This window comes from Pseudoalteromonas sp. SG43-1 (assembly GCF_014164415.1).
Lineage (GTDB): Bacteria > Pseudomonadota > Gammaproteobacteria > Enterobacterales > Alteromonadaceae > Pseudoalteromonas > Pseudoalteromonas distincta.
In genome coordinates, this window is the sequence record NZ_JACJFD010000023.1 from 62,411 (window position 1) to 87,019 (window position 24,609).

At 39.3% G+C, this 24,609-nt stretch carries 21 protein-coding genes and 1 pseudogene; 15 read left to right on the top strand and 7 right to left on the bottom strand.

Annotation, left to right across the window (positions count from 1 at the left end):
- Positions 1-28 precede the first annotated feature (28 nt).
- From H5159_RS15470 to H5159_RS15480, 3 genes and pseudogenes are all read left to right on the top strand, one after another.
- A pseudogene (locus H5159_RS15470) lies at positions 29-445 on the top strand (hypothetical protein); the annotation flags it as partial.
- A 187-nt stretch (positions 446-632) separates the two neighbouring features.
- The gene (locus H5159_RS15475) at positions 633-1,130 is read left to right on the top strand and encodes a (2Fe-2S)-binding protein (protein ID WP_182734485.1); all 498 of its coding nucleotides are present in this window, start codon (positions 633-635) and stop codon (positions 1,128-1,130) included.
- The gene (locus tag H5159_RS15480) at positions 1,127-3,388 is read left to right on the top strand and encodes a xanthine dehydrogenase family protein molybdopterin-binding subunit (RefSeq protein WP_182780584.1); all 2,262 of its coding nucleotides are present in this window, start codon (positions 1,127-1,129) and stop codon (positions 3,386-3,388) included. The genes H5159_RS15475 and H5159_RS15480 overlap by 4 nt, the downstream gene beginning before the upstream one ends.
- 63 nt (positions 3,389-3,451) lie before the next feature.
- Here H5159_RS15480 and H5159_RS15485 read toward each other — a convergent pair whose 3' ends face one another.
- Positions 3,452-3,649, bottom strand: a complete 198-nt coding sequence (locus H5159_RS15485; RefSeq protein WP_008132353.1) for a CsbD family protein — start codon at positions 3,647-3,649, stop codon at positions 3,452-3,454.
- Positions 3,650-3,922: 273 nt separating this feature from the next.
- On the opposite strand from H5159_RS15485, the gene hrpB reads away from it, so the two are divergent.
- The 4 genes from hrpB to H5159_RS15505 all read left to right on the top strand — a co-directional run bounded on the left by hrpB (position 3,923) and on the right by H5159_RS15505 (position 7,695).
- Complete coding sequence (gene hrpB / locus H5159_RS15490) at positions 3,923-6,349, top strand: ATP-dependent helicase HrpB (protein WP_182780585.1); 2,427 nt, start codon at positions 3,923-3,925, stop codon at positions 6,347-6,349.
- Positions 6,350-6,422: 73 nt separating this feature from the next.
- Positions 6,423-6,851: a hypothetical protein gene (locus tag H5159_RS15495; RefSeq protein ID WP_170072028.1), complete on the top strand. Its 429-nt coding sequence runs from the start codon at positions 6,423-6,425 to the stop codon at positions 6,849-6,851.
- Between the two features lie 216 nt (positions 6,852-7,067).
- Positions 7,068-7,316, top strand: a complete 249-nt coding sequence (locus H5159_RS21090; RefSeq protein WP_259399119.1) for a hypothetical protein — start codon at positions 7,068-7,070, stop codon at positions 7,314-7,316.
- Positions 7,317-7,350: 34 nt separating this feature from the next.
- Positions 7,351-7,695: a hypothetical protein gene (locus H5159_RS15505; protein ID WP_182780586.1), complete on the top strand. Its 345-nt coding sequence runs from the start codon at positions 7,351-7,353 to the stop codon at positions 7,693-7,695.
- A 98-nt stretch (positions 7,696-7,793) separates the two neighbouring features.
- Here the strand turns inward: H5159_RS15505 and H5159_RS15510 are convergent, their stop codons facing one another.
- Together H5159_RS15510 and H5159_RS15515 are read right to left on the bottom strand one after the other, a co-directional pair.
- Positions 7,794-8,618 (bottom strand): alpha/beta hydrolase, encoded by an 825-nt coding sequence (locus H5159_RS15510; RefSeq protein ID WP_182780587.1) that lies wholly within the window; start codon positions 8,616-8,618, stop codon positions 7,794-7,796.
- A 32-nt stretch (positions 8,619-8,650) separates the two neighbouring features.
- Positions 8,651-8,866: a hypothetical protein gene (locus H5159_RS15515; protein ID WP_182780588.1), complete on the bottom strand. Its 216-nt coding sequence runs from the start codon at positions 8,864-8,866 to the stop codon at positions 8,651-8,653.
- Positions 8,867-9,036: 170 nt separating this feature from the next.
- On the opposite strand from H5159_RS15515, the gene H5159_RS15520 reads away from it, so the two are divergent.
- From H5159_RS15520 to H5159_RS15535, 4 genes are all read left to right on the top strand, one after another.
- Entirely contained in the window at positions 9,037-10,944 is a 1,908-nt protein-coding gene (locus H5159_RS15520) for a DUF1800 family protein (protein ID WP_182780589.1), read from the top strand.
- 9 nt (positions 10,945-10,953) lie between these two features.
- Positions 10,954-12,294 carry a DUF1501 domain-containing protein gene (locus H5159_RS15525; protein ID WP_076925127.1) on the top strand — a complete coding sequence of 447 codons (1,341 nt, stop codon included), beginning with the start codon at positions 10,954-10,956 and terminating at the stop codon, positions 12,292-12,294.
- 107 nt (positions 12,295-12,401) lie between these two features.
- Positions 12,402-13,115 carry a DUF1499 domain-containing protein gene (locus H5159_RS15530; protein WP_024596009.1) on the top strand — a complete coding sequence of 238 codons (714 nt, stop codon included), beginning with the start codon at positions 12,402-12,404 and terminating at the stop codon, positions 13,113-13,115.
- A gap of 142 nt (positions 13,116-13,257) precedes the next feature.
- Positions 13,258-14,304: an NAD(P)-dependent alcohol dehydrogenase gene (locus tag H5159_RS15535; RefSeq protein WP_182693538.1), complete on the top strand. Its 1,047-nt coding sequence runs from the start codon at positions 13,258-13,260 to the stop codon at positions 14,302-14,304.
- A gap of 75 nt (positions 14,305-14,379) precedes the next feature.
- Here the strand turns inward: H5159_RS15535 and H5159_RS15540 are convergent, their stop codons facing one another.
- On the bottom strand, positions 14,380-15,585 hold the full coding sequence (locus H5159_RS15540) for an MFS transporter (RefSeq protein WP_024598262.1): 1,206 nt from the start codon (positions 15,583-15,585) through the stop codon (positions 14,380-14,382).
- Between the two features lie 360 nt (positions 15,586-15,945).
- On the opposite strand from H5159_RS15540, the gene H5159_RS15545 reads away from it, so the two are divergent.
- From H5159_RS15545 to H5159_RS15555, 3 genes are all read left to right on the top strand, one after another.
- Entirely contained in the window at positions 15,946-17,244 is a 1,299-nt protein-coding gene (locus H5159_RS15545; RefSeq protein WP_182196878.1) for a PAS domain-containing methyl-accepting chemotaxis protein, read from the top strand.
- A gap of 133 nt (positions 17,245-17,377) precedes the next feature.
- On the top strand, positions 17,378-19,543 hold the full coding sequence (locus tag H5159_RS15550; RefSeq protein ID WP_182780590.1) for a TonB-dependent receptor: 2,166 nt from the start codon (positions 17,378-17,380) through the stop codon (positions 19,541-19,543).
- A gap of 211 nt (positions 19,544-19,754) precedes the next feature.
- Positions 19,755-20,717, top strand: coding sequence for a TDT family transporter (locus H5159_RS15555; protein WP_182780591.1), 963 nt, complete (start codon positions 19,755-19,757; stop codon positions 20,715-20,717).
- A 2-nt stretch (positions 20,718-20,719) separates the two neighbouring features.
- Here the strand turns inward: H5159_RS15555 and H5159_RS15560 are convergent, their stop codons facing one another.
- Positions 20,720-20,911 (bottom strand): DUF2986 domain-containing protein, encoded by a 192-nt coding sequence (locus H5159_RS15560; RefSeq protein ID WP_182695033.1) that lies wholly within the window; start codon positions 20,909-20,911, stop codon positions 20,720-20,722.
- A gap of 336 nt (positions 20,912-21,247) precedes the next feature.
- Between H5159_RS15560 and H5159_RS15565 the strand changes: the two genes are divergently transcribed.
- A complete protein-coding gene (locus H5159_RS15565) occupies positions 21,248-22,735 on the top strand; it encodes a dipeptidase (protein WP_182196875.1) in 1,488 nt (495 codons plus the stop codon).
- Positions 22,736-22,805: 70 nt separating this feature from the next.
- Here H5159_RS15565 and H5159_RS15570 read toward each other — a convergent pair whose 3' ends face one another.
- Positions 22,806-23,591 (bottom strand): putative porin, encoded by a 786-nt coding sequence (locus tag H5159_RS15570; protein WP_182780592.1) that lies wholly within the window; start codon positions 23,589-23,591, stop codon positions 22,806-22,808.
- A gap of 114 nt (positions 23,592-23,705) precedes the next feature.
- Positions 23,706-24,473, bottom strand: coding sequence for an EAL domain-containing protein (locus H5159_RS15575; protein ID WP_096793524.1), 768 nt, complete (start codon positions 24,471-24,473; stop codon positions 23,706-23,708).
- Between the last annotated feature and the right edge of the window lie 136 nt (positions 24,474-24,609).

The window sequence follows — 24,609 nt, forward strand, 5'->3', positions numbered from 1 at the left end:
GGGCTCAAATCTTTATTCCAGACATAGTGGTGGAATTATTGCTGTAAATACACAAAATACTAAAGAGCAGACACTTGCTAAAAGCTTAATCGAACAAGGTAAGCAATCCTTGCACGCAAGTATCAATACTTTTGAAAAACCAGTACTCGATTGGAAAACGGCTAACTACCATATTCGTGTTGATGATTTAGGCGATGGAAATTACCGTTATGCAGTGTGGGGTATTAATAAAAAGCCAAGTGACAAGCCTGATATGGTTTTACTAAATGGCGATATTACATTTGAGGGCAGCGGCGGGAATCATCACTATACGTTTAAAAATGGTCGTTATAGTTATGTGCTACAAGTAACCATTATTGGCTGCGATACATCACCACCAGGTTGGCTTGAAGTTTATAAAGACGATGAGCGATTACTATTTGAAGATGTTATAAGCACTCATTAATGTATGTTTTAGTATGCTTGATAATGTAGTTCTGTTTTTAACAGTAAAACGTTCTAATAATTAGTATTTTTATAAAACAGATCTAAGTGGTAGGCTAAAAGTAGTAAGTATAAAATAGTAAGTAATTAAAAATAGTTCTCGCGCAACAAGGAACCCTCCTGTAAAGCGCTTTGCCAAGGAGTTTAGTATGATCACGCTTACCATTAATGGTAATAAACATGAGTTTTCTGGCGATCCGTCAACGCCAGTATTATGGTATCTCCGAGATGAATTGAATTTAACTGGGCCTAAATTTGGTTGTGGTATGGCACAGTGCGGTGCGTGTACCGTGCATATTGATGGGGTAGCTCAGCGCTCGTGTGTATTACCTGTAGCGGCAGCAGCAGGGCGTTCAATTACGACAATTGAAGGGTTAAGCGAGCAGGGCGACCATCCTGTACAACAAGCATGGATAGAGCATAAAGTACCGCAGTGTGGTTTTTGCCAGTGCGGTCAAATGATGCAAGCTGCAAGCTTATTAGCTACAAACCCAACCCCAACCGACGATGAAATAGTAAGTAATATGTCGGGAAATATTTGCCGTTGTGGTACATACCCGCGCATTCATAAAGCAATTAAATCAGCCGCTAAAACAATGGCGAGTGTTCAATATTTTGACCCAAATGAACAAGGGGAAGAAGTATGAGCCAAGATAACAAATATTTTGATTTAAACCGCCGTAAGTTTTTAAAAACCAGTGCAATAGGTGCATTGGTACTTGGTACTTATTTTGTAGGCAGTGCGCCAAGAGCATTCGCGGGTGTGTTAGAGCAGCCATCTGAGCAAGCAAAGCGCGCAAACTTATTTATTGCACTGCGCCCAGACGGCATGGTTGAAATAACCTGCCATCGCTCTGAAATGGGTCAGCAAATTCGCACCGCGATTGCACAAATAGTTGCCGATGAAATGGAAGCCGCGTGGGATAAGGTTATTGTTATTCAGGGTAAGGGCGACCCTAAATATGGCGATCAAAATACCGATGGCTCGCGCAGTATTCGCTACAACATGCAACGCCTGCGTGAAATGGGCGCAAGTGTACGTTACATGATGCAGCACGCTGCCGCTAAGTATTGGAAAGTTGACCCGCAGACCTGTACAGCCAATCAACACGTTGTTACACACAGCTCAGGTAAATCGCTTACTTATAAAGATTTAATCGACTTAGCGCTTACAATAACGCCACCAGAAGCTGACAAACTAACACTTAAAACACGCAAAGAATGGCGCTACATTAATACTGGCATGGCGCACATAGATTTAGCCGATTTAGTAACAGGTAAAGCAATATTTGCAGCCGATGTACGCGAACCACAAGCGCTAGTGGCTATAATTGAACGCCCGCCGGTAGTAGGCGGTGTTGTTAAGTCATTTAATGCCAGTGCTACAAAAGCGATAAACGGCGTTGTAGATGTTATTGAAATACCTGCACCAAAAGGCGCGCCGCAGTTTCAGCCAAAAGGTGGCATTGCGATTATAGCTAAAAACACATGGGCTGCATGGCAAGGGCGTAAAGCATTAAAAGTCGTGTGGGATGATGGCAAAAATGGCGATTACAATTCAGAAGAATTTAAAAAGTCATTACTAAACACAGTACAAACTCCACAGGCAAACATACGTGATAAAGGCGATGCCATGGGCGTGTTGGCTAAATCGAGCAATAAACTCGTAGCTGATTATTACGCACCGCATCTTGCTCAAGCACCAATGGAGCCGCCTTGTGCAACGGCTATGTACAACAAAGACAGTGTTGATATATGGGCTGCTACGCAAAATCCACAAGCCGATATGAAAACAGTGGCGGCAATGCTTGGCATGGATGAGAGCAAAATTAATGTTCACGTTACCATGTTAGGAGGCGGCTTTGGGCGCAAGTCAAAACCTGACTTTTCAGCAGAAGCAGCTTACCTTTCAATGAAAGTAGGCAAGCCTATTCGTGTGCAATGGACGCGTGAAGACGACATACAACATGGTTTTTACCATGCAGTTTCGGCTCAGCACATTGAAGCATCGCTAGATAAAAATGGCGCTATAGAATCGTATTTGCACCGCACCGCGTTTTCACCAATTACCTCTACCTTTTCAGAAGGGGCGACTACGCCAGGGAGCTTTGAACTGCGCTTAGGGTTTACCGATAACCCAATTAACACACCTAACATGAAGTTAGAAAATGGTGATGCGCAAGCCAAAGCACGAATTGGTTGGATGCGTTCTGTATCAAATATTTTTCATGCCTTTGCTATTCAGTCATTTATTGGCGAAGCGGCGCACAAAGCCGGTCGCGACCAAAAAGACTATTTACTAGACACCATAGGTCCGAGTCGTATTGTTGATGTAACAGAGCAAAATGCTACATACGATAATTACGGTGGCGATAAAGAGGTTTACCCTTTAGATATTGGCAGACTGCGCCATGTTATTGAAAAAGTAGCTGACATGAGTAAATGGGGGCGAGAACTTCCTAAAGGGCGAGGTTTAGGCATAGCAGCACACAGAAGCTTTTTAACTTACGTAGCTACGGTAGTTGAAGTAGAAGTGTCGGATGCTGGCGATTTAAACGTAATTAAATCGTGGGTTGCGATTGATGCGGGTACGGTTGTAAACACCGACACCGTTATAAACCAAACCCAAGGTGGCTCTATTTACGGGATTACAACTGCAATCAGCGATGGTATTACCTTTGATAAAGGCCGCGTGCAGCAAAGTAACTTTCATGATTATCGCGTACCGCGTATGAGTGACTCACCTCTTGAAGTTGAAGTTGAAATAGTACAAAGTGATGCACCACCAGCAGGGGTAGGCGAGCCATCTACACCAGTTTATGCGCCAGCATTATGTAATGCTATTTTTGCAGCGTGCGGAAAGCGTATTAGGCAGTTACCGATTGGTAACCAATTAAAAGCGTAGCTAAATAACCTACAGCTTAAACAAAAAAACCGCCAAAATGGCGGTTTTTTTAGAAGTTAGCGATTAGTGAGTTTTTTCAAACTCATCAACTTCACGCTCTGCTTCTTCTTTAGATTTACCATACTGCTGCTGGATTTTACCCACAAGCTCTGTACGGCTACCTTCAATTTTGTCTAAATCGTCGTTAGTAAGATCGCCCCATTTTTGTTGAGCCTTACCTTTAAGTTCGTTCCAATTACCTTTCATACGATCGCTGTTCATAAGTTTCTCCTTACTTAGATTTAATTAACGTTCAGTATAAAAGGAGCAAGGCGTGTACCAATAAGTTAAATTTTTATTTTTCATTTATAATCATATTGTTATGTTTTTATTGAGCAAGTAATGATTAATGCTGTGAGCACATCCTTAAAAAATATACAGAGCGGTCTGTAATTATTTCTGATTATGATGCTCTTTATAACCACATAGCTTTAGCGGCGCGTTTATTTTTGGTTTTTGCTACAATGCCTGCAAAGTAATTTAGGGTAAATAGCTGTGCTGCCGGTTCAAGACATATATCAACAACTCGTTACTACATTACAAAGTAATCCTATTACGTTATTACAAGCGCCGCCTGGTGCGGGTAAATCAACATGGTTGCCGTTACAACTTATGCGCGATGGGTATTTTAAACGTATTGTAATGCTAGAGCCTCGCCGTTTAGCTGCACGTAATATTGCCAGTTATTTAGCAAAGTGCCAAAACGAGAGTGTTGGGCAAAGTGTAGGCTTGCGGATTAGGGGCGAGAGTAAAGTAAGCGCTAATACGCGCCTCGAAATAGTCACCGAAGGCATGCTCACACGCATGCTGCAAAACGACCCCGAATTAAGCGATATAGATTTACTGATATTTGATGAATTCCATGAGCGCTCAATTGCAGCCGATACTTCACTTGCCTTTGCTTTAGAGACCCAAAGTGCGCTGCGCGAAGATTTAACCATCATGCTTATGTCGGCAACGCTAGATACTGAGCGTTACACAGCATTTTTTGATTGCCCTGTAATTCAATCAAATGGTCGCAGCTACCCAATAGACGAAGTATACATACCCATAAAAGATGAAAGCCGCTGGCTTGATGCAATTCCTACCATAATAAAACAAGCACTTAATGAGCAAACAGGTAGTGCATTGGTATTTTTACCTGGGCAATTTGAGATACTACGCGTGCAACAAGCACTCACCGACTTACCCAGTAACTGCCTAGTTGCCACGCTATTTGGCGAGCAAGATAAAGCTAATCAGCAAGCTGCTATTGCCTCTGCACCAAACGAAATGCGCAAAGTAGTGCTTACCACCAATGTAGCAGAAACCAGTTTAACTATTGAAGGCATACGCATTGTAATTGACAGCGGCAAGCGCCGTGCAGCTACCTTTAATTTAAAAACAGGGGTTACTGAACTCATAACACAAAGTATATCGCGCTCGTCTGCTGTGCAGCGTGCTGGGCGTGCAGGGCGAATAGAGCCGGGTATTGTATATAGGCTTGGCTCAAAGCAAACCTTTGAGCGACGTAATAGCCACGACAATCCCGAAATACTCACATCAGACATAAGCCAACTTATGCTTGAGGCAAAGCAGTGGGGAGCCTGTATTGATGAGTTAACCCTACTTGATAAGCCCACTGAGCAACAAGGCGAGCAAGCAAGTAATTTACTTAACATGCTTGAAGCTATTGATAGCAAAGGTAAGCTCACACCGCTTGGCAGTAAAATGTTAGGTTTTGGCGCTGATATTCGTTTGGCGCATATGCTATTAAAAGCACAAATACTTGATGAACAACTCCCTGGTGTTTTTAGGCTCGCTATTTATTTAGTGGCATTACTTGAGAGTAGAGTAAATAGTGCAAACGAGTTGAGTTTAGCGCTGCATAGCCAACAGCAACGTCCGCATCCGGTATTTAAACAACAGTTAAAGTATTGGCAAAGCCGCTTAAAAGTAAAAGACGAAACCAGCGAATTAAATACGCATTATATAAGTTTGCTTGTGGCACTCGCTTACCCCGATCGTATTGCTAAAAAACGCGGTAATGGTTACCTACTTGCCAATGGTGCAGGTGCTGAGTTAAATACCGATTACTGGCACAATGACGACTACTTAGCCATAGCAACAATGGGCGGGCACAAAGGCGGGCGTATATTTGCGGCCACCGCGCTTAACCCATTTGAGTTACAAGAATTTTTACCGCATTTATTTAGTGACCTTACTCGTTGTGAATTTGATGAAAAATCAGCACGCTTTATTCACCAAGATGAAGTAAAGCTTGGTGCTATAACGCTCACTAGCCAGCCTAGTAAACAAAAACTAGATAAGGGCGAGCGTGCTAAAGCGTGGCTTAACTTATTTGCTAAACATGGTTTTGCATTATTTAACGAGCAACCTGATGCGCAGCAATTGCTGATACGTATGAGCTTAGCAAGTAATTTAATGCCCGATAAATTTCCGCAAATAAACGAGCAACAACTTATTCAAAATGCAGCGCAGTGGCTAGGCGTATTTTTAGAAGATATTAAAACGCTCACGCAGCTTAAAAAGTTTAACTACTTTGAAGCATTACAAAACTGCTTTGATTGGCAACAGCAAACCGCTTTAAAAACACTGTTACCACTGCGCTTAACGGTGCCCAGTGGCTCAAATATAAAAATAGAATACCAACTTGATGGCCCCGCAAAGCTAAACGTGCGTATGCAAGAAGTTTACGGCTTGACCAGTACTCCTATGCTCGCCAACGGTAAACTGCCACTACTTATGGAGTTGCTATCGCCGGGTAAACGCTCACTGCAACTTACTCAAGATTTAGCCCACTTTTGGGCTAGCAGTTACCGCGATGTGCAAAAGGAAATGAAAGGCCGCTACCCTAAACATTTTTGGCCAGACGACCCAGCCAACAGCGTTGCAACGAATAGAGTTAAGAGCAAAATGTAATTTGCCGTATTTTATAACTTTATTTACTTTAAATAGTGTGTTTTTATATTAGAAACAATAAGGAATGTTAAAAATGAAAATAATATTTGCTGCTTTACTTCTACTCTCATCGGGTGTCAGTGCTAACAATTACCAAGAAGAAGTTGATAAATTTTTTGAATTGTACGCTGATGAAAAAACAAGCGATGCTGTTGATTCCATTTACGCAAGTAATAAATATGTGTCGTCGATACCTGATCAGGTAAAACAGATAAAAACACAGCTATCCTCACTTGATGATCTTGTTGGTGAAATTAATTTCATTAATAAGGTTTCTGATTATAAAGTTGGGGAGCTTTTTGTTCATGTAACCTACCTAGTAACCTACGATAGGCAGCCTATTCGTTTTGAATTTCAATTTTTTAAAGTGAAAGAAGGTTGGAGAATTTATTCAATGTCTTTTGATGACAATATCGATGAAGATATAAAAGAACTTGCAAGAAAAGCTGCGCTAAAAAATTAATGTATTAATAAATTTAGTCGTTTTAGTAAAAATACTTTTTTAAAAAGAGTCGTTATGAAGTGCAAGCTAAGCTTTCTATAAATTATATTTCTTAGCTTTTCAGCCCGTGCCGATGAGCCGTTAGACCTAAAGCTGTTTGCACTGAATTATTACAACGCCATGACCGCCACATAAGTACCTAACGCAGGTGCTAAAGAGCTTGAGGCTTACCTTGCATTGTTAACCGATGATATTGGCAATCAACATATTCCGTATCAACCGGATGACTCACGTACTCCAGATGGTAAAAAGCAGATGCGCAAAGGTATAAGTTTTTACTTAGGTGCGCACACATTGTTTGAAAGCACACTGCTTCATACATTTGTGTTTAACGATACAGGCTTTGCTATTCGTTATAAAAACTATGTAAAAGGTATTCATCCGCAAAATGGCGATGATCCGCAAGTATCACGAATAAACGAATAAACGAATAACTAATAAAACAAATAAGGATATATTTATGAAACGTTTACTTATCGCACTATCAATATTAATGCTCAGTGCATGTGCTAGTACAAAAAGTGATTTTAGGTTTGATGGATCTACGCCTGAATCAACTCAGGCAGGAGTTAATAAAGTTTTAAAGGCATTAAAAACTCAAGATTCAATGCGCTTTTTAGGCGCTTTAATCGCAATTCAGTTTTCTGACGTGCAAAGCGCAGAAGATATAATAGGCGACCCTACCATGATGAATGAAGTGAATTACTTTATTATTGGTAAAAAAATTGATGGCTTAAATTATTATGAAGTACTGGATCTTGCGAGTACGTCTCCATCAAAAGTTGAATTTTCTGTAGAAGAGTAATTTTATTTTGTTAGTTACAATATAATTTTACGCCAATGATGCAGTGCATTATTGGCGTTTTTATATGAAATTATTTATATTTAACTATTTATATTTAACTATTCGGAACGATAGTTCATTTTTTTAAAAGCATCGTATATCGCTAAATGTAGTGTTTCAGTGTGATCTAGGTTTTCAAAATAGCCAAATTGCACTTGGCTTTTACTACTCAGAATAGGCGTGACTTTTTTATGTAATTGCTTTGCTAAACCTTCCATTAATTCGCCTTCTTTACCTACTCCAATATAAACCGATTGAGGAAAGGCAGTTGGCTCAAAAGGGCCATTCAGTAATTCATTATCGGCCCACCATAAGCTGGGGCTAATTATTACGTAATGATTAAACATTGCAGGATGATTAAATAAAATTTCGGTGGCTAGTAAACCACCTAACGATTGACCAATTAAAGTACTTGTTGAGTTGGTACGGTATGTTTTATTGATCAGTGGCCGTAGTTCGTCGTTTATAAAACTAATAAACTTTTTTGAGCCACCGTGCGTTGGCAAGTCTTTTAAATCGAGGGCATTATTACTCGGTGATGTAAAATCGTGTTTACGATCGATATTTGCTATACCCACAACAATGGCTTCGGGTATATGATTTATCCACGAAAAAGAGGCAAATTGTACAAGTCCTGCAATATGAATAAAGTCTTCATCTTTTGAGCCATCGAGTAAGTAAATAACAGGGTAATGTTTATCGCTTGATTGCTCATAACTATTAGGTAAGTAAACGTTTATAGTGCGTTGCTGCTCAAGCGTGGTTGATTTAAAGGTAAAGGTTTCACCAATACTAAAAGGTTTTGTTTTAATCAGTTCTGCATGGCTTAATAAGCTAAAAGCTAAACATATTATTGTAAATAAACTTAACATTTTATTTTTCATTAGATTGCCTTTAGTTATTGTTATCACTTAATTTAAACTTCTTTACCGCCATGCTTTTCTGCTAGGTCGTCGAGCTCTGCTGAGGTGTAATCAAAACCACTTTCGTCGTATTCGTATATCACTTTTACACTATCGCCGCCATTAAAAAGTCGTGTTTTTACATCGTTAACCGGCCAGTCTTTGAGCTCGTGTAAAAATCGGTTAGCAACTTGTGAAGATTCAAAACAATAGCGAATTTCTATTTTCATAAATAATAAAGCTCTGGCTGTTTACCCCAGCTGCTAGCGCATTATTAATGGGGCGTTCATGATTCGGTTACAAAAAATAAAGAGTTAAATTGTAAATTTTGTGTTTCAATAAATGCATTAAACTCGGTACACACTAACGTACTTTAATTAACAAATGATGACGACTTTACATGCATTATAAATTTGCTCTTATCGCAAGCTCGGTTTTTATACTAAGCGCTTGCGGTGGTTCAGGCTCCGATGATACGCCAACCGTTAACGGAAATAAAATCCCCATTTTGTCAGTCGCTGATATTCCTAGTGAATTAAGTAAAGGCCAAACAATTGAGCTAACAGCAACAGCCAGTGATAAAGACGGCACTATTACATCTGTTGTGTGGCAACAAACGCAAGGGCCTGAACTAATTAGTGGGCCTTTAGAGGCAACAACTACTTCAGTAACACTGCTAAATGCGCAAAGTTATAAGCCTGTTGATTATGCTTTTTCGGTAACAGCAACCGATAACGAAGGGGCAAGCAGTGTAAAAACGCTAAGCTTTACTGCACGTAATAATATGGATGACATTAGCGCCGCACGGTTACTACACCAAGCAACAATGGGACCTAAGCTTAGTGAAATACAAAACGCACAAGGTTTAAGCGAGCAGCAATGGCTTGATAAACAAATAGCGCTACCTATTAATTATCACCGTGATTATTTAGTAAAGTTAAATGACGATGACGACTTTAAATACATAAGCCGCATAGACGCATGGTGGAAGGCAGTAATGCAAAGTGACGATCAACTTCGTCAACGTGTTGCATTTGCGTTAAGTGAAATATTGGTAGTGTCGGATGAAAACAGTGCCTTAAGAGGGCAACCTGAGGGCATGATCACTTATTACGATTTGCTACTAAAGCATGCCTTTGGTAATTATCGTGACTTACTCGAAGATGTCACGCTTTCGCCTATTATGGGAACTTACTTAAGCCATTTGGGTAACGAAAAAGCAGACGATGCACTTAATATTCGCCCAGATGAAAATTACGCACGTGAAGTAATGCAGTTATTTACTATTGGCCTTGAAGAGCTAAACCTAGATGGCAGCGCCAAGCTTGATGCACAAGGTAACACTATTGCTACTTACGGACAGGTCGAAATAGAGGGTTTTGCACGCGTATTTACTGGTTGGACGTTTGCCGATAGTGAAACATTTAAGCGTAAAAGTCGTGACTATATTAAACCAATGGAAGCATTTGACGAGTACCATTCTAGTAAACAAAAAACCTTACTAAATGGCGAGGTTATACCACAAGGTTATACAGCAGAAGAGTCATTGCAAATAGCGCTCGATAATTTATTTAACCATCAAAATGTTGCGCCATTTATTACTAAGCAACTTATTCAGCGATTAATTACGTCAAATCCAACCCCCCAATACGTTGAACGAGTAGCTAATGTATTTATTGATAATGGCGCCGGTGTACGCGGCGATTTAGCGGCGGTAGTAAAGGCTATTTATTTAGATGATGAAGCGCGGCATTTTGGCTCAGTGCTTAATTACCAAGGTAAAATTAAAGAGCCTATTTTAAAGACTGTACAGTTTTGGCGAAACCTCGATGCTAAATCGCCAGCGGGTTATTATAAAACATGGAATTTAATAAATAGCTACGGGCAAGGGCCCATGCAGTCGGCTTCGGTATTTAACTTTTTTAGGCCTGATTATCAAACCGCAGCTTTACGAAATGAAGGTATTGTTGCGCCAGAATTACAAATAGCAAACGATGCAACACTGATTGGCACCATGAACGCGCTTTACGCAAGTTTAGTGTGGAGTACCGCAGAAGCGCACAGTGATTTAAATTCAAATGGTATTTATGTTTATGTTCAAGACGACATGAATGTTTTAGAGAAAAACGGTGTTAGCGCGCTATTAACTCAGTACAACACGCTATATTTTGCAGGCGCAATGAGCAGTGACACTCGCCAAGCATTACTTGATTTAGATGCCTATTTTAATGAAGAGCAATACCGTGAACGGGTTTCGTATTTATTATATATGATTGCTATTTCACCTGAATTTAACGTGCAGTATTAGGAACGCATAATGAGCATTAATAGAAGAGAGTTTTTGTCGTTATGTGTAAAAGGAAGCGTATCGGCTGCCGCGTTAACGAGCCTGCAATTACAAGCATTAACTGGAGCGACTAATGCTGTTGAGCTAGGTGATTATAAAGCATTAGTGTGTGTGTATTTATACGGGGGGAATGATTCGTTAAATATGCTCGTTCCGCTTGAAGGCGAGCAACGGAGTTTGTACAAGCAAAGCAGGCAAAACCTAGCGGTAGAGAGCCCACTTGAGCTAAGCATTAAAAGCCAGTTTGCAGGTGGCGTAGGTATTCATCCTTCACTTGAACCGATACAAAATGTGTTTGAATCTCAAAATTTAGCATTTATAGGCGGGGTAGGTACTTTACTCGCTCCCACAACATTGAATGACTATAAAAATAAAACAATAGGTTTGCCTAAGCATTTGTTTTCGCATAACGATCAGCAAGCTGCGTGGATGTATGGTCGAGAAAAACAATCACTTAATAGCGGGTGGGGCGCACGACTTTTAGAGCGTTTAGAGTTACAAGATGAGTTTGCAGCTAATGTATCACTCGACGGTACTAATTTATGGCAAACGGGAAGTGCTAGCAATGCATTTGCGCTTAACAAAAGCGGCATTAGTAGTATAAACGCGTTTGGAGGGTATCAACCTCGTAGCGAGCACGTAACCGCTATTATGAACCGCTTACTAGGCAATACGAGCCATCCGTTAAGTACAGCTTATGCCAATGGCTTAACAAGTGCGATAAATAACACTCAAGCAATGAACAGCGCGTTAGAAAGCGCGCCTGCACTTATTACTCCATTTAGCGATAATAGCCTTAGTGAGCAATTTGCCGCAGTCGCTAAAACAATTAGCGTACAGGCAAAGTTGAGTACTCAACGCCAAGTTTTTTTTGTTTCTATGGGGGGGTATGATACCCACGACAACCAATTAACAACGCACCCTGCTTTATTAAATACGTTAGCTCAAGGGTTAAGTGAATTTGATAGTGCGATGAAAGAGCTTGATATGGCTGATAAAGTGACTACGTTTACTATGTCTGATTTTGGTCGCACGTTGACCTCAAATGGCGATGGCACTGACCATGGTTGGGCAGGGAACCAAATAGTAATGGGCGGCGCAGTAAAAGGCGGCAATATATATGGCGAGCTATTAACTCAACATTTGGATGGCGCACAAGATACCGGTGGCGGGCGTTTAATTCCAAGTGTTGCTAATGAGCAGTACTTTGCCACATTGGCTCAGTGGTTTGGTGTGCCAAGCTCTGAGCTTGTTGATATTTTTCCAAACTTGAGTAACTTTGATCACACAACATTGGACTTTTTTGTGTAATTAGTCGCTAATAGTAATCTAAAAGCGCTTGTTAGTAGTATAAGCTACTGTTTAATAGTGCTTAATTGTTTTAATAATAAAAAATCACACAATATAGGAATCATAAAATGAAAGTTTTAGTGAGCTTAGTTAGTCTAATCGCCTTTTTACTCGTCATACTGCCGGGGCCTTTGTATAAATTTGGTATTGTAGAGCTAGGAACTGCGTTTGCTGGTTTTAAATTTGGTGTTTACGCTGGTGGCGCTGCATTGGTGCTACTTATAGTACAAGCGTTATTTATGCGTAAAACGTTAACGCTAAGCAGTGGTGTTATTGCGCTTGTGTTTTCGGTTGTGGCTATTGCTATGCCACTTAACATGATGAACAAAGCTAAAAGCGTACCGGCAATTCATGATATTTCAACAGATTTAGTTAACCCACCAAAATTTGTAGCAATTGCGCCACTGCGTGCTGAAGCACCAAATCCAGTAGAGTACGCAGGTGAAGAAACGGCAGTACAGCAACGCAAAGCATACCCTGAACTGGCAACGTTAAGCTTTGCACAATCTAAAGCCGATTTGATGGCAGCAAGCGAACAAGCAGTTAAAAATCTTGGTTTTGCAGTGGTAAGTGCAAACACGGCTACAGGTATTGTAGAAGCTACTGATACAACCACATGGTTTGGTTTTAAAGACGATGTGGTAATTCGTATTAAAGATGAAGGCAGCCAGCGTTTTGTTGATATTCGTAGTAAATCGCGAGTAGGGCGTAGTGATTTAGGAAAAAATGCAGAGCGCATTCATTCAATTATTAATGAACTAAACAGCTTACTTGCAAAATAATTAAATTTAGCGCCCTAGTACTAACGATTGAGCCCAAACACTGTTTGGGCTTTTTTGTGCCTATTTTATATTGTCAGGTTCTATTCACGGGCTATGGACTATGCTGTTGATGATTTAAATTTTTAACCACTATGGAGTTATTATGAAAACAGTAGGATATGCAGCAAAAAGCCAAGGTTCTGAATTGACAGAGTTTTCTTTTGAGCGCCGCGATTTGCGAAATAACGATGTAGAAATTGAAATTTTATACTGTGGTGTGTGCCATTCAGATTTACACGCCGTACGAAATGATTGGGGTGGCAGTGACTACCCGCTAGTACCTGGGCACGAAATTGTTGGTAAAGTTATGTCGGTAGGTAGCGACGTTAAAAAATATAAGCAAGGCGACACAGTTGCTGTGGGTTGTATGGTTGATTCGTGCCAAAGTTGCGATCAATGTGATAACGACGAAGAGCAATTTTGCCGCGAAGGCATGGTTGGTACGTACGCAGGCAAAGACCGCGTTAGTGGTGAAATGACCCAAGGTGGATATTCTAAGCATGTTGTTGTACGCGAAGAATTTGTACTTTCTGTACCAGAAAATTTAGACCTTTCACGCGTTGCACCGCTACTTTGTGCAGGTATTACTACGTATTCGCCACTTCATAAGTGGGGAGTACAAAAAGGTAGCCGTGTTGGTGTTGTTGGTCTAGGTGGGCTTGGTCACATGGCCGTTAAAAATGCAGTTGCAATGGGCGCAAGCGTTACGGTAATTGGCCGTAGTGAGTCTAAAAAAGATGATGCGGTTAAATTAGGCGCTCAGCACTATTTAGTGTCATCTAATGATGACGAAATGAAAGACTCGCAATCTGCCTTTGACGTCATTATAGATACAGTCCCTGTAAAACATGATTTATCTATTTACACACCGCTACTTGATGTAGATGGTACATTAGTTATTGTTGGCCAAGTTGGTCCTGTAGATGAGCTAAGCACGGTGCCATTATTAATGGGTCGCCGTCGTATTGCAGGCTCACTTATTGGTGGTATTGCACAGACGCAACAAATGCTCGACTTTTGTGGTGAAAATAACGTGCTACCTGAGTGCGAAATGATCAACATTGACGAAATTAACACGGCATACGAGCGTATGGAAAAATCTGACGTACGATACCGCTTTGTTATTGATATGGCATCGTTAAACGCTTAATTTACTAGGTAAATTAAAAATAAAAGAGCCGCTAATTAGCGGCTCTTTTTGTATTTTAAATTAACTCGAACTCAGTTAATTAGTAGCTTGCGCTGTTGGTTGCTGTTTGTTTAGTTGTAAGTAACTTAATAGCCACATACCCAAACCACCTAAAAACAATGCAGCTGCTACGTAACCTGTTTGATTAGGTGCAGCACCTTGCGCTATTGCTATTCCGCCAACCCAAGGACCTATAGCATTGGCAGTATTAAATGCGCACTGTACTAAGGCACCAATCATAGCGTGGCCTTCGGGCGCAACGTCCATTAAAAGCGTTTGAATCAGCGTAGCCAAGCCCACACTGCAACCAATAAAGAAGATCACCGCGTAAAGAGCCCAAATATTATGGCTTGCCGTTACATATGCAAAGGCAAATACAATAGTACATACAAGCGCAAGGCCAGTCGTTTTAATTGCTGATTTATCGGCAGCTTTACCCAGTACATAGTTACCGAGTGTACAACCGATACCAAACATTACCATTGCGATAGAAATAGTATACGGAGCTGTTTTTGTTACCACTAATATGGTGTCGGCAATGTAAGTATAAATACAAAACACTCCGCCAAAGCCAATAATTACAATACCCAAAATGGACCAAACCAGTTTATTTTTAAGTACGCCAAACTCGTTTAGTAAGTTAGAAGGCTTAGCGTTATCGATACTAGGGACTACTTTATAAACAAAAACAAAAGCAATAAAGGCCAGTACTGCAGCGCCAGCTAAACAATAACGCCAACTTAAATTTTGACCTACAAGTGTAACTATAGGCACGCCAACAATAGTAGCCACAGTTAAACCCATAAACACCTTAGACATAAAGCTTGCACGCTTACCTTTTGGGGCAATATCTGATGCTAATAAAATAGCAGCACCAAAATATGCACCATGAGGTAAGCCACTTAAAAATCTAAATATTACAAGCTGCTCAAGCGACGTTGCCATCGCGCTTAACCCGTTTGAGATAAACATTAAGCTTATAAAAATGAGCAATGCTTTGCGCTTTCTCATATTAGCAGTGGTAAGCATTAAAATAGGCGCACCCACTACAACACCAATGGCGTAAGCACTAATTGCGTAACCACTTTGTGAGGGCGTTGAGCCAAATGTTTCGCTAATTAGTGGCAGCATAGGCATCATCGAAAACTCAGATAATCCTAAAATAAATGTGCCAAGTGCTAATACGAGTAAAATAGCGGTTCTGTTAAGTTGACTAGATGCCGACGTTACATCTGATGTCATAGATGATCCCTTAAGATTTAATTTTAAAAGTGAAACAGCGCAATAAATTCTGAATAGAAAATATTATATGTATGCTTAAATTTTGGTGTGAGAGGGTAGTCTGTGAAAGTGCTATTTTAAGTTAAAAAAAGTACAGAGTCATGCATAAATTAGTGTTTTTGTTAGGTTTTTAAAATGTTAATTAGAAGAAAATACTACTTAAAATTCATAAAATAAAAAAACTATTTATAAAGCATGCATCTATAAGGTGTTAAATATTCGCCGAAAGGTTATTTAGAGCTTATATTTACAGTACAGTTACATGTTGATATCACATTAATTTGCTAATGTTTTTACTAATTTACTCCTTAAGGTTTTTATATGTTTGGTATTTCTAAAAGAAACGCAAAAATTGAAGAAATGGAGCTTCAATTAATTCAAAAACAGTCTATCTTGTCGGCAATTAACAAGCATGTGGCTTATATAGAGTTTACACCTGAAGGAATAATATTAGACGCAAATCAGTTATTTCTAGCTACTGTAGGCTACAGCAAAGAGCAAATAATTGGCAAACATCATCGCATGTTTTGCGAACCTGAATATGCAAAGTCAGACGAATATAGCCAATTTTGGCAAGCATTAAAAACCGGAGATTCTAAATCAGGATCGTTTTTAAGATACAAAGCTAATGGCGATAAGCTTTGGCTTGAGGCAACTTACTTTCCTGTAGAAGAGCATGGCGTAGTCACTAAAGTGATTAAAATAGCCTCTGATATTACGACTAGTTATATACAACGAAAGGCACAAGAAGCGATAGCTAGTGCACTCGATAAAGCATTGGCTACAATAGAGTTTACCCCACAAGGTAATATTTTAAGCGCAAATCAAAACTTTTTAGCAACAGTAGGCTACAGCTTAAAAGATATTGTAGGTAAACATCATAAAATGTTTTGTACTGAAGTGTTTTATGAGAAAAACCCACACTTTTGGAATGAATTAGCGCAGGGGCAGTTTAAGTCAGGAAAATTTAAACGTATTGCCGCCGACGGTTCAGAAATTTGGCTAGAAGCTACTTATAACCCAATATTAGATAGCAAAGGTAATGTAATTAAAATAATTAAGTTTGCATCAAATATTACTGATCGTATACACAATAATAATGCAGTGACTGAAGCCGCTGCAATCGCGTATGAATCGGCGGTAGCTACAGCGCAAACCGCTAAAAAAGGTTCTGAGATACTACAAAGTTCTGTTGCAAACTCAGATGCCATTGTAAGCCAAGTTCTTAAGTCAGTTGATTTAATTAAAAATCTTAATGAACAATCAGCTGTAATAGGCTCCATTGTTTCTACAATCAGCAGCATTGCTGATCAAACTAATTTACTTGCACTCAATGCTGCTATTGAAGCTGCACGTGCTGGTGAATACGGTCGAGGTTTTGCTGTAGTAGCTGACGAAGTAAGGCAACTTGCAGCCAGTACGAGTAGTTCAACTAATGAAATAGCGACCGTTGTTAAAAATAACCAAGAGCTCACTAATGATATATCAAGGCAAATTACGTCGGTTTCAGACTCTTCAGAGCAAGGCCGAGAGCTTATTGCGAATGTATCTGAGGTTATTAAAGAGATTGAGCGAGGGGCTGATATTGTTTCTCAAACAGTCGCTGAGTTAAATACTTAATTTATTATATGACCTTTTAGATTAAACACGCCTAACAACATTCAAAATTGATAAAGTGCGACAATATGTCGCGCTTTTGCTTTTGCAGTTCACACTATAATTACGCCAATTATTACAGTGGCATAAATTAACAATGGTTTATAAAAGCAAAACTCAAAAAACTTACTTACTTTCCCCTGTCGCACTTTTTATTAGCTGTGTGCTATCTACTTTTGCATTTGCCGACGATACGTCTTTAGAAGTAATTGAAGTACACGGACATGCTCAAAATAAGCACTTAGCACTTGGTTCGTCAGAATCGTTATTAAGTGATTTAGGTGTCGACTTTTCAGCTGCGGGCGGCGTATCTAACCTCCCTATTTTAAATGGTTTAATGGGCGACAGAGTTAAAGTGTTAATTGATGGCGCAGATGTAACCGCTGCATGCGCTAATCATATGAACCCGCCACTTTCGTATATCTCGGCTAATCAAATTACGTCTTATAATGTGGTTGCAGGCGTGTCGCCAGTGAGTGCGGGCGGCGATAATATTGCTGGCGTAATAAGCGTTAATTCTATTTCACCACAGTATAGCGATAGCAATGAATTAGGTTGGCACTCAGGTTATGTGTCAGCAAAGTACAGTAGCGTTGATAACGGACGTAAACTTGGCGTTGGTGCACGTTTAGCAAGTGACACGCTTAGCCTTAATTATCAGGGTTCGTTTAGTGACGCAGATAGTTATGAAGACGGTAACGGCGATGTAGTATTAGATACATTGTATCGAGCACAAAATCATAGTTTAACCGCAGCTATGCGCGATGATAAACAGCAATTAGTTATAAAGCTAACGCATCAAAAAATCCCATATCAGGGATTTGCAAATCAGTATATGGATATGACCGATAACACCAGCTACGGTGCAATAGCTCAATACAAACGCTCCTTTGAAAACAGCGAGCTTGAAGGGCAAGTTAACTGGCATAGCGTAAAGCACGAAATGGGTTTTTTCAGTGAAGAAAAAACAGGCATGATGCCAATGAAAACTGATGCACAAGATATAAGTACGCAGCTTAAATGGCGTATTGCGCTTAATAAAAACAGCAGTATTTTACTCGCTCAAGAATATTACAATTACAGCATTGATGATTGGTGGCCAAGTATTGAAGGCTCAACCATGATGGGACCAGACGATTACGTAAATATAAATAACGGTAAACGAGAGCGCATAGCGGCATTTACTGAATTTGAGAGCCAAATAAATACCAAGTTATGGTTAAATGCAGGCGTACGTATTGAAAGTGTTAATACCCAAGTAGGTGAGGTTCAGCCTTACAACGACGGTATGAGCATGATGGATATGGGCGATATGAGCGACATGGGGGGTATGGAAAGTATGACCATGAGCGATACGTCTACAGATAATAGCATTGCTGCACAGAACTTTAATGCTGGCGACAGAGATAAAACCGACACTATAGTTGATGCTAACTTTTTAATTAACTACCAAATAACAAATTATGATGAGCTGCAATTTGGTCTTGCCCGTAAAAACCGCGCGCCTAATTTATACGAGCGATACAGCTGGGGCGTAAGTAATATGGCAACCACCATGATTGGCTGGTATGGCGATGGTAATGGCTATATTGGTAACCCTGATTTAGACGTTGAAACAGCGCATACTTTAAGTGCTACTTATATTAAATCGGCTAAAGATGACCGTTGGCGTTTAAGCACCAATGTTTGGTATACAGATGTGAATGATTATATTGATGCTGATATTGTAAGAAGCTTCAATAGTTATGACTTGGACAACACAGCGCGTAATATTTTGCAGTTTACTAATGTAGATGCCATTTTATATGGTGCAAAAATAGATTTAACAGCCAACATTTATGAATCTAAGGATTTAGGTAACTGGCAGTTACACGCTAATGTTACTAATACGAGAGGCAAGCGCGACGATACTAACCAGCCGCTTTATCAAATTAAACCACTGCAGACCCAGCTAGGTATTAGCCAGCAAATGGGTCGGTTTGAAAACGCATTATCTTGGCAGTGGGTCGATAATAAAAGCCGTGTAGATAATAATCGTTTTGAAAACCAAACAGACAGCTACAGCTTGGTTAATTTAAGCTCTAAAGCCACATGGGATTCATTAACGCTAAGCGCAGAAGTGAGTAACGTGTTTGATGAGTACTACCAACTCCCACTAGGCGGCGTAAGTATTGCAGCACTTAAACAAGATAGCAGCAACGGGTTTGAACAACTTGCTGGGCAGGGTCGTTCATTTAATGTAAGCATTAGTTACGCGTTTTAACTAAATTAAATTTTAAAATAAAGTAAAAGCCATAACTGTGTTATGGCTTTTTTCATACGCTTTAATATGTAAGCCGTAAACTTATTTTTATGAAATATTTGTACGCAAAAAGCGCTCTATTAAGCACGCTTGTACTAATTTTACAGCGTTATTTTAAGGCAATGCAGTAAAAAGCAGTAACTTGTTCATCACCCAATGATTAGGAAGTACAGTGTTTAAGCAATTTAAAAATAAAGTGATGGGTGCGCCAACAGCTATGGCCGGTTTAGCTTTGGGTATTGCTAGTATGGGATGGACATGGGAAAACGTTTTTAATTTAAACTCCCAAGGGCAATTTTTGGGAGCGGTATTAGCTGGCGTATTAGTTTTACTTTTGGCTGCTAAGTTTTTACTACACCCTCATTTATTAAAAGCCGATTTAGCACACCCAGTTGCAGGAAGTGTGATCCCTACATTTGCAATGGCTAATCTTGTTATTTCAAACTCAGTTGGGCAATTTAACCCATTAGCTGGTGATATTATGTGGGTTTTAGCTTTTGTGCTGCATCTCACATTTTTGGTGAGCTTTTTATACCAGCGGGCAAAAAAGTTTAATTTTGAAGATATGGCACCTAGCTGGTTTGTGCCACCAGTGGGGATCATTATTGCAGATGTTACTTTTTTGGGTAATCCGACATTAGCGTGGTTAGCTTATAGTGCGTTAGTTATTGGTATATCAACGTACGCCATAATGCTGCCAATTATGTTTTATCGTTTTTTATTAGCCTTAAAAAGTGACTACGAAATGCAGCCAACACTTGCCATTTTAGCAGCACCAGCCAGTTTAACATTAGTGGGGTATTTTCATGTTTTAGCTAATCCGTCACTTGTTATAGTGGGGGCATTATTTATATTAGCGATAATAAAAACACTGATTGTTTATGTGTTATTTATAAAGTTATTACGCAGACCTTTTACGCCGAGCTACGCTGCTTTTACATTTCCAATGGTTATTGGGGCAACTGCATTATTTAAAATGAAAGACTGGATGCAAAGTATAAACCTCGCAATGCCATATGTAGATACAGTTAATTACTTAGCTACGTTTGAACTTATAGTTGCCACGGCAGTGGTTGGTTATGTAAGTGGTCGGTACTTTTGCCACTTTAAATTATCAAAGCAACAGGTAACGTAAAGTTACTCTTGGATTACCTGTGGCTCATTATTTTCTTGCTCAGCTAGTTTTTCGCGCTCAGCTTTTGATACATAACCAGGTTTGTTGCTTTTGTGTAGTTTAGCGTTAGTGCGTTTATCTTTTTTTTGAAATTTAGTGACGATTTTTTTACGACGGTTCACAATTAAATACTCTCTTAATTTTAAGTCGCGCATTATACAGTCATCCTCATAAAAGCTGCTATATAAATATTTAACATGAACTCTGGGTAAGAGGTTTACCAGCGTATTGAACTATAGTGATATTTAAATTTATTTTCTCTAGCCAGAGATTTTCAGTGAAAACAAGGCGAACTTACGCGTCAATAGCTGGCCTATTGCAAGTAAGTTCAACGCAGTTAGCGCTGGAAATAGCTGCTTGAGATAGATTTATTATCCAGAGTTCAGGTTATTTACCTTAAGTAATCTGCGCGTTTGGCGTAAAGAGCTATAAGTAAGTAACTCATAGCGTTATAATTACCGCTCTTAGCTATTAATTAAATGGGAATTGTTTTGAAAAAGTTAGCTTTAGCCAGTATTGCTTTATTTGCATTTGGCGCACATGCGCAGTTAAATAAAAATATTGATAGCGTTGCCGATTACGCAGTAAATACCTACCAAAATGCTCAAATACACACACTAACTAACTTAGTGGCTTTTCCGACGGTTAATAAAAGCGACATTAGCACTCCTCAAAATCCCGATTTTATTGGCTTTAAAGCACTTTTAAAAATGAAAGCCGCAGAGCTTGGTTTTGACTACCAAGATTTAGGCTACACCGTATTAATTGGTATGGGCGAGCAAAGCGAAAAAGTAACGGTAGTAACCCACGGCGACGTGCAACCTGCTAATGCAAGTAAATGGAAACAAAGCCCTTTTATTATTGATACATCTGAACCGGGTAAATTAGTTGGTCGTGGTACTGAGGACGACAAAGGTGCAATAGCAACAGCGCTTTACGCCATGAAAGCAATTAAAGATAAAGGCATAACCCTTAATAACCGTATTGAGCTTATGATTTACCTTGCTGAGGAGTCTGATTGGGGTCCGCTTACTCAATTTATGAAAACGTATGAACAACCAAAATATGCAGTAACGATTGATGCATCATACCCTGTAGTGGTTGCCGAGAAAGGCTGGAGCTTAATTGCACCTACTTTTAATGCAACATCACCACAAACGGGTTTATATGTAAAGGATGTAACTGGCGGTGCGTTTAGAAGCCAAATTCCAGAAGACGCCAGCTTAGTGCTTCACAATGCAGACGCGGCACTTATTAATACATTAAAAGCAAAAGCTAAAACATTAAATAAAGTTGAATTTAACTTTAGTGAAAAAAGTAATGGTTTAGCAATAAGCGTTAAAGGTATGTCGGCGCATTCATCTGAGCCGGAGTCGGGTATAAATGCTATTGCTTATTTAGCTGAGTTATTTAAAGGTGTGAAGCTTGAAAATAACAGTGACGGCGAGCTAATCGACTTTGTGAATCAGTTAATTGGTTTAGACATTCACGGTAAACAATTTGGCGAAATAGCTTACAAGCACGACTTTATGGGCCCAATGACAGTGGCACCAACCGTTATTGAGCGCGATGGTAATGCGCTAACACTTGCTGTAAATGCACGTCGCCCAATGGGTAAAGACGAAGCTGTATTACAAAAGCAAATTGATGATGCACTCGCTAATTGGCAAGCTACTAACAATGTAACACTTGCTAACATAGAAACAATTATTGGCACACCTATGCTACTTGATGGCGCGCCACATGCGCAAAAGCTGCTTGATATTTTCAAGCATTTTACGGGCGACGAAAAAGCTGACTTTGTATCAATAGGTGGTGGCACTAACGCAAAGCTGTTTGATAATGCTGTATCGTTTGGCCCTTCAATGCCGGGTAAGCGCTACACAGGTCATTCAGAGCATGAATTTATGACACTTGAGCAACTTGAACTGAATTTACGTATGTACACAGCAATGATGATAGAGCTTGGTAATATGTAGTTATAGTTGTTTAGTAAAAGCCGCCTTGTTTGACTGAAGTGACCCCAGTAAGGCGGCTTTTTTGTACTTATTAAAATTGGGCTACAAAGCTAAGGTTGTATACATCGTAGTTATCATTATCAGTGTAATTAGCTGTAAAGTAGTAGCTATCATTAATAAAGTACTTACCTTCAATCACTAAATCAGAATCGTTTGAGCCAATACCGACTGCAACATGTTTATTGAAGTAATAGTTTGCGAGTACATTAAAAACTGAGTCGTCGCCAACATCTAGATAGTCAACATTTACAGCAAAATAGCTGTCATCATAAAGATGGGCAAAGTAACGTGATGATAGGTCCCACGACTCTGTTTCATCATCTGTTTCAACAGTAAAACCAATGTAGTCGGTGTCGTTAATTTCATGATTATACTGAGCTTTAAACAAATAAACTGTATCGCTATATTCATAATCTAACATACGTACAGATACTTTTAGTGAATCAGCAAATAAGTAACCTAAACCTAGTGAATAGTTGTCGGCATCACCAATATTAGGTAGTTCAAAAGTTGCAAAAGCATTGCCGTAAAAACCTTCTCCAAAAATACCTTTTCCACTGTAACCATCTGAATTAAAATAATTTAAGCCTATATTACTATCTGTATCCAAGTAGCCATAATCATCCCAAACACCAGAGTTTTGCTGCTTCTCAAAGTAATAGTGAGTTGATAGCCCATACACATCATCGCTGTAATAATCAGAATCAATTTTTGCGTAGTTTATAGAGTTAAACCATTGTTTTGATTCTGACTGCTCAGCGTTTACAGACGCTGTGCAGCTAAGTGTGAGTAAAGTGAGTGGCATTAAAAAGCGCATAAGTATCCCTTCTTATAATTGAGTAAACTTGTTACTAGAATGGGTATTATATTAATGCAGTTTTATAAGGCAATTAAATGATTGTAATAAAGTGTTTGCATATTGTAGGTTTTCCTAATTAAAAACGTAGGTTACCTCAGGCAAGTTTTCGAAGCTTGGTTTGGCAAATAAATACCCTTGCATAAGCTCAACACCTGCGTTTTTTAGCCACGTATATTCTTCTACTGTTTCAATTCCTTCAGCCAGTGCGGTAATGTTTAAGTCGCGAAACATATTTAAGCAATGAGTTACTATTAATTGGCGTTTTTTATCGTTGCTTATATCGCGTATTAGCGCCATATCAAGCTTGATAATATCTGTTTGAAAGTCAGCCAGTAGATTTAAACCAGAATAACCTGCACCAAAGTCATCGGTAGCCGTTTTAAATCCGAGAGACTGGTAGTAATCAACAACGCGTTTAATGTGTGCGGTGTCTTCTATTTTTTCTACTTCAGTAAATTCAAACATAATATTTTGAATAGGAAAGTTATACTTTTTTGCAGCTTCTAGTGTGGTGCGTATACACCGTTCTGGTTTATAAATAGCATTAGGTAAAAAATTAATACTTAGCATTGATGTTATGCCTAACTTTGAAGCTAGTTGAATGGCTTTAATACGACAAAGCTGATCAAATGCATAGCGGTTGTCTTCATTCACTTTTGAAATAATTGAATAGGCAGACTCGCCATTTAAACCTCTAACCAGCGCTTCATAGCCGTAAATGAGATTAGTTTTACAGTTTATAATCGGTTGAAAAGCCATAGAAAAATCAAATTCGAGATCGTTAGCGTCAGCACAGTTACTACACGTCACTTTTTCGCAATCTTTTGATTTTTCGCTCATTTAGCTCATCCTCTTATGCATATTTGTTTAGGTTAGTTGAGATTAGATTCTAACACAAATAGATTAAAGTATTGTTTTTTATGTTTTTATACGTAATAAATAACTACGTAATAAATAACTACGTAATAAATAACTA

What these genes read in the sequence shown, in the direction of transcription:
- H5159_RS15475 (WP_182734485.1), top strand. Translation starts at nt 633, where the DNA reads ATGATCACGCTTACCATTAATGGTAATAAACATGAGTTTTCTGGCGAT.
- H5159_RS15480 (WP_182780584.1), top strand. Translation starts at nt 1,127, where the DNA reads ATGAGCCAAGATAACAAATATTTTGATTTAAACCGCCGTAAGTTTTTA.
- H5159_RS15485 (WP_008132353.1), bottom strand. Translation starts at nt 3,649, where the DNA reads ATGAACAGCGATCGTATGAAAGGTAATTGGAACGAACTTAAAGGTAAG.
- H5159_RS15495 (WP_170072028.1), top strand. Translation starts at nt 6,423, where the DNA reads ATGAAAATAATATTTGCTGCTTTACTTCTACTCTCATCGGGTGTCAGT.
- H5159_RS15505 (WP_182780586.1), top strand. Translation starts at nt 7,351, where the DNA reads ATGAAACGTTTACTTATCGCACTATCAATATTAATGCTCAGTGCATGT.
- H5159_RS15510 (WP_182780587.1), bottom strand. Translation starts at nt 8,618, where the DNA reads ATGAAAAATAAAATGTTAAGTTTATTTACAATAATATGTTTAGCTTTT.
- H5159_RS15515 (WP_182780588.1), bottom strand. Translation starts at nt 8,866, where the DNA reads ATGAAAATAGAAATTCGCTATTGTTTTGAATCTTCACAAGTTGCTAAC.
- H5159_RS15520 (WP_182780589.1), top strand. Translation starts at nt 9,037, where the DNA reads ATGCATTATAAATTTGCTCTTATCGCAAGCTCGGTTTTTATACTAAGC.
- H5159_RS15525 (WP_076925127.1), top strand. Translation starts at nt 10,954, where the DNA reads ATGAGCATTAATAGAAGAGAGTTTTTGTCGTTATGTGTAAAAGGAAGC.
- H5159_RS15530 (WP_024596009.1), top strand. Translation starts at nt 12,402, where the DNA reads ATGAAAGTTTTAGTGAGCTTAGTTAGTCTAATCGCCTTTTTACTCGTC.
- H5159_RS15535 (WP_182693538.1), top strand. Translation starts at nt 13,258, where the DNA reads ATGAAAACAGTAGGATATGCAGCAAAAAGCCAAGGTTCTGAATTGACA.
- H5159_RS15540 (WP_024598262.1), bottom strand. Translation starts at nt 15,585, where the DNA reads ATGACATCAGATGTAACGTCGGCATCTAGTCAACTTAACAGAACCGCT.
- H5159_RS15545 (WP_182196878.1), top strand. Translation starts at nt 15,946, where the DNA reads ATGTTTGGTATTTCTAAAAGAAACGCAAAAATTGAAGAAATGGAGCTT.
- H5159_RS15550 (WP_182780590.1), top strand. Translation starts at nt 17,378, where the DNA reads ATGGTTTATAAAAGCAAAACTCAAAAAACTTACTTACTTTCCCCTGTC.
- H5159_RS15560 (WP_182695033.1), bottom strand. Translation starts at nt 20,911, where the DNA reads ATGCGCGACTTAAAATTAAGAGAGTATTTAATTGTGAACCGTCGTAAA.
- H5159_RS15570 (WP_182780592.1), bottom strand. Translation starts at nt 23,591, where the DNA reads ATGCGCTTTTTAATGCCACTCACTTTACTCACACTTAGCTGCACAGCG.
- H5159_RS15575 (WP_096793524.1), bottom strand. Translation starts at nt 24,473, where the DNA reads ATGAGCGAAAAATCAAAAGATTGCGAAAAAGTGACGTGTAGTAACTGT.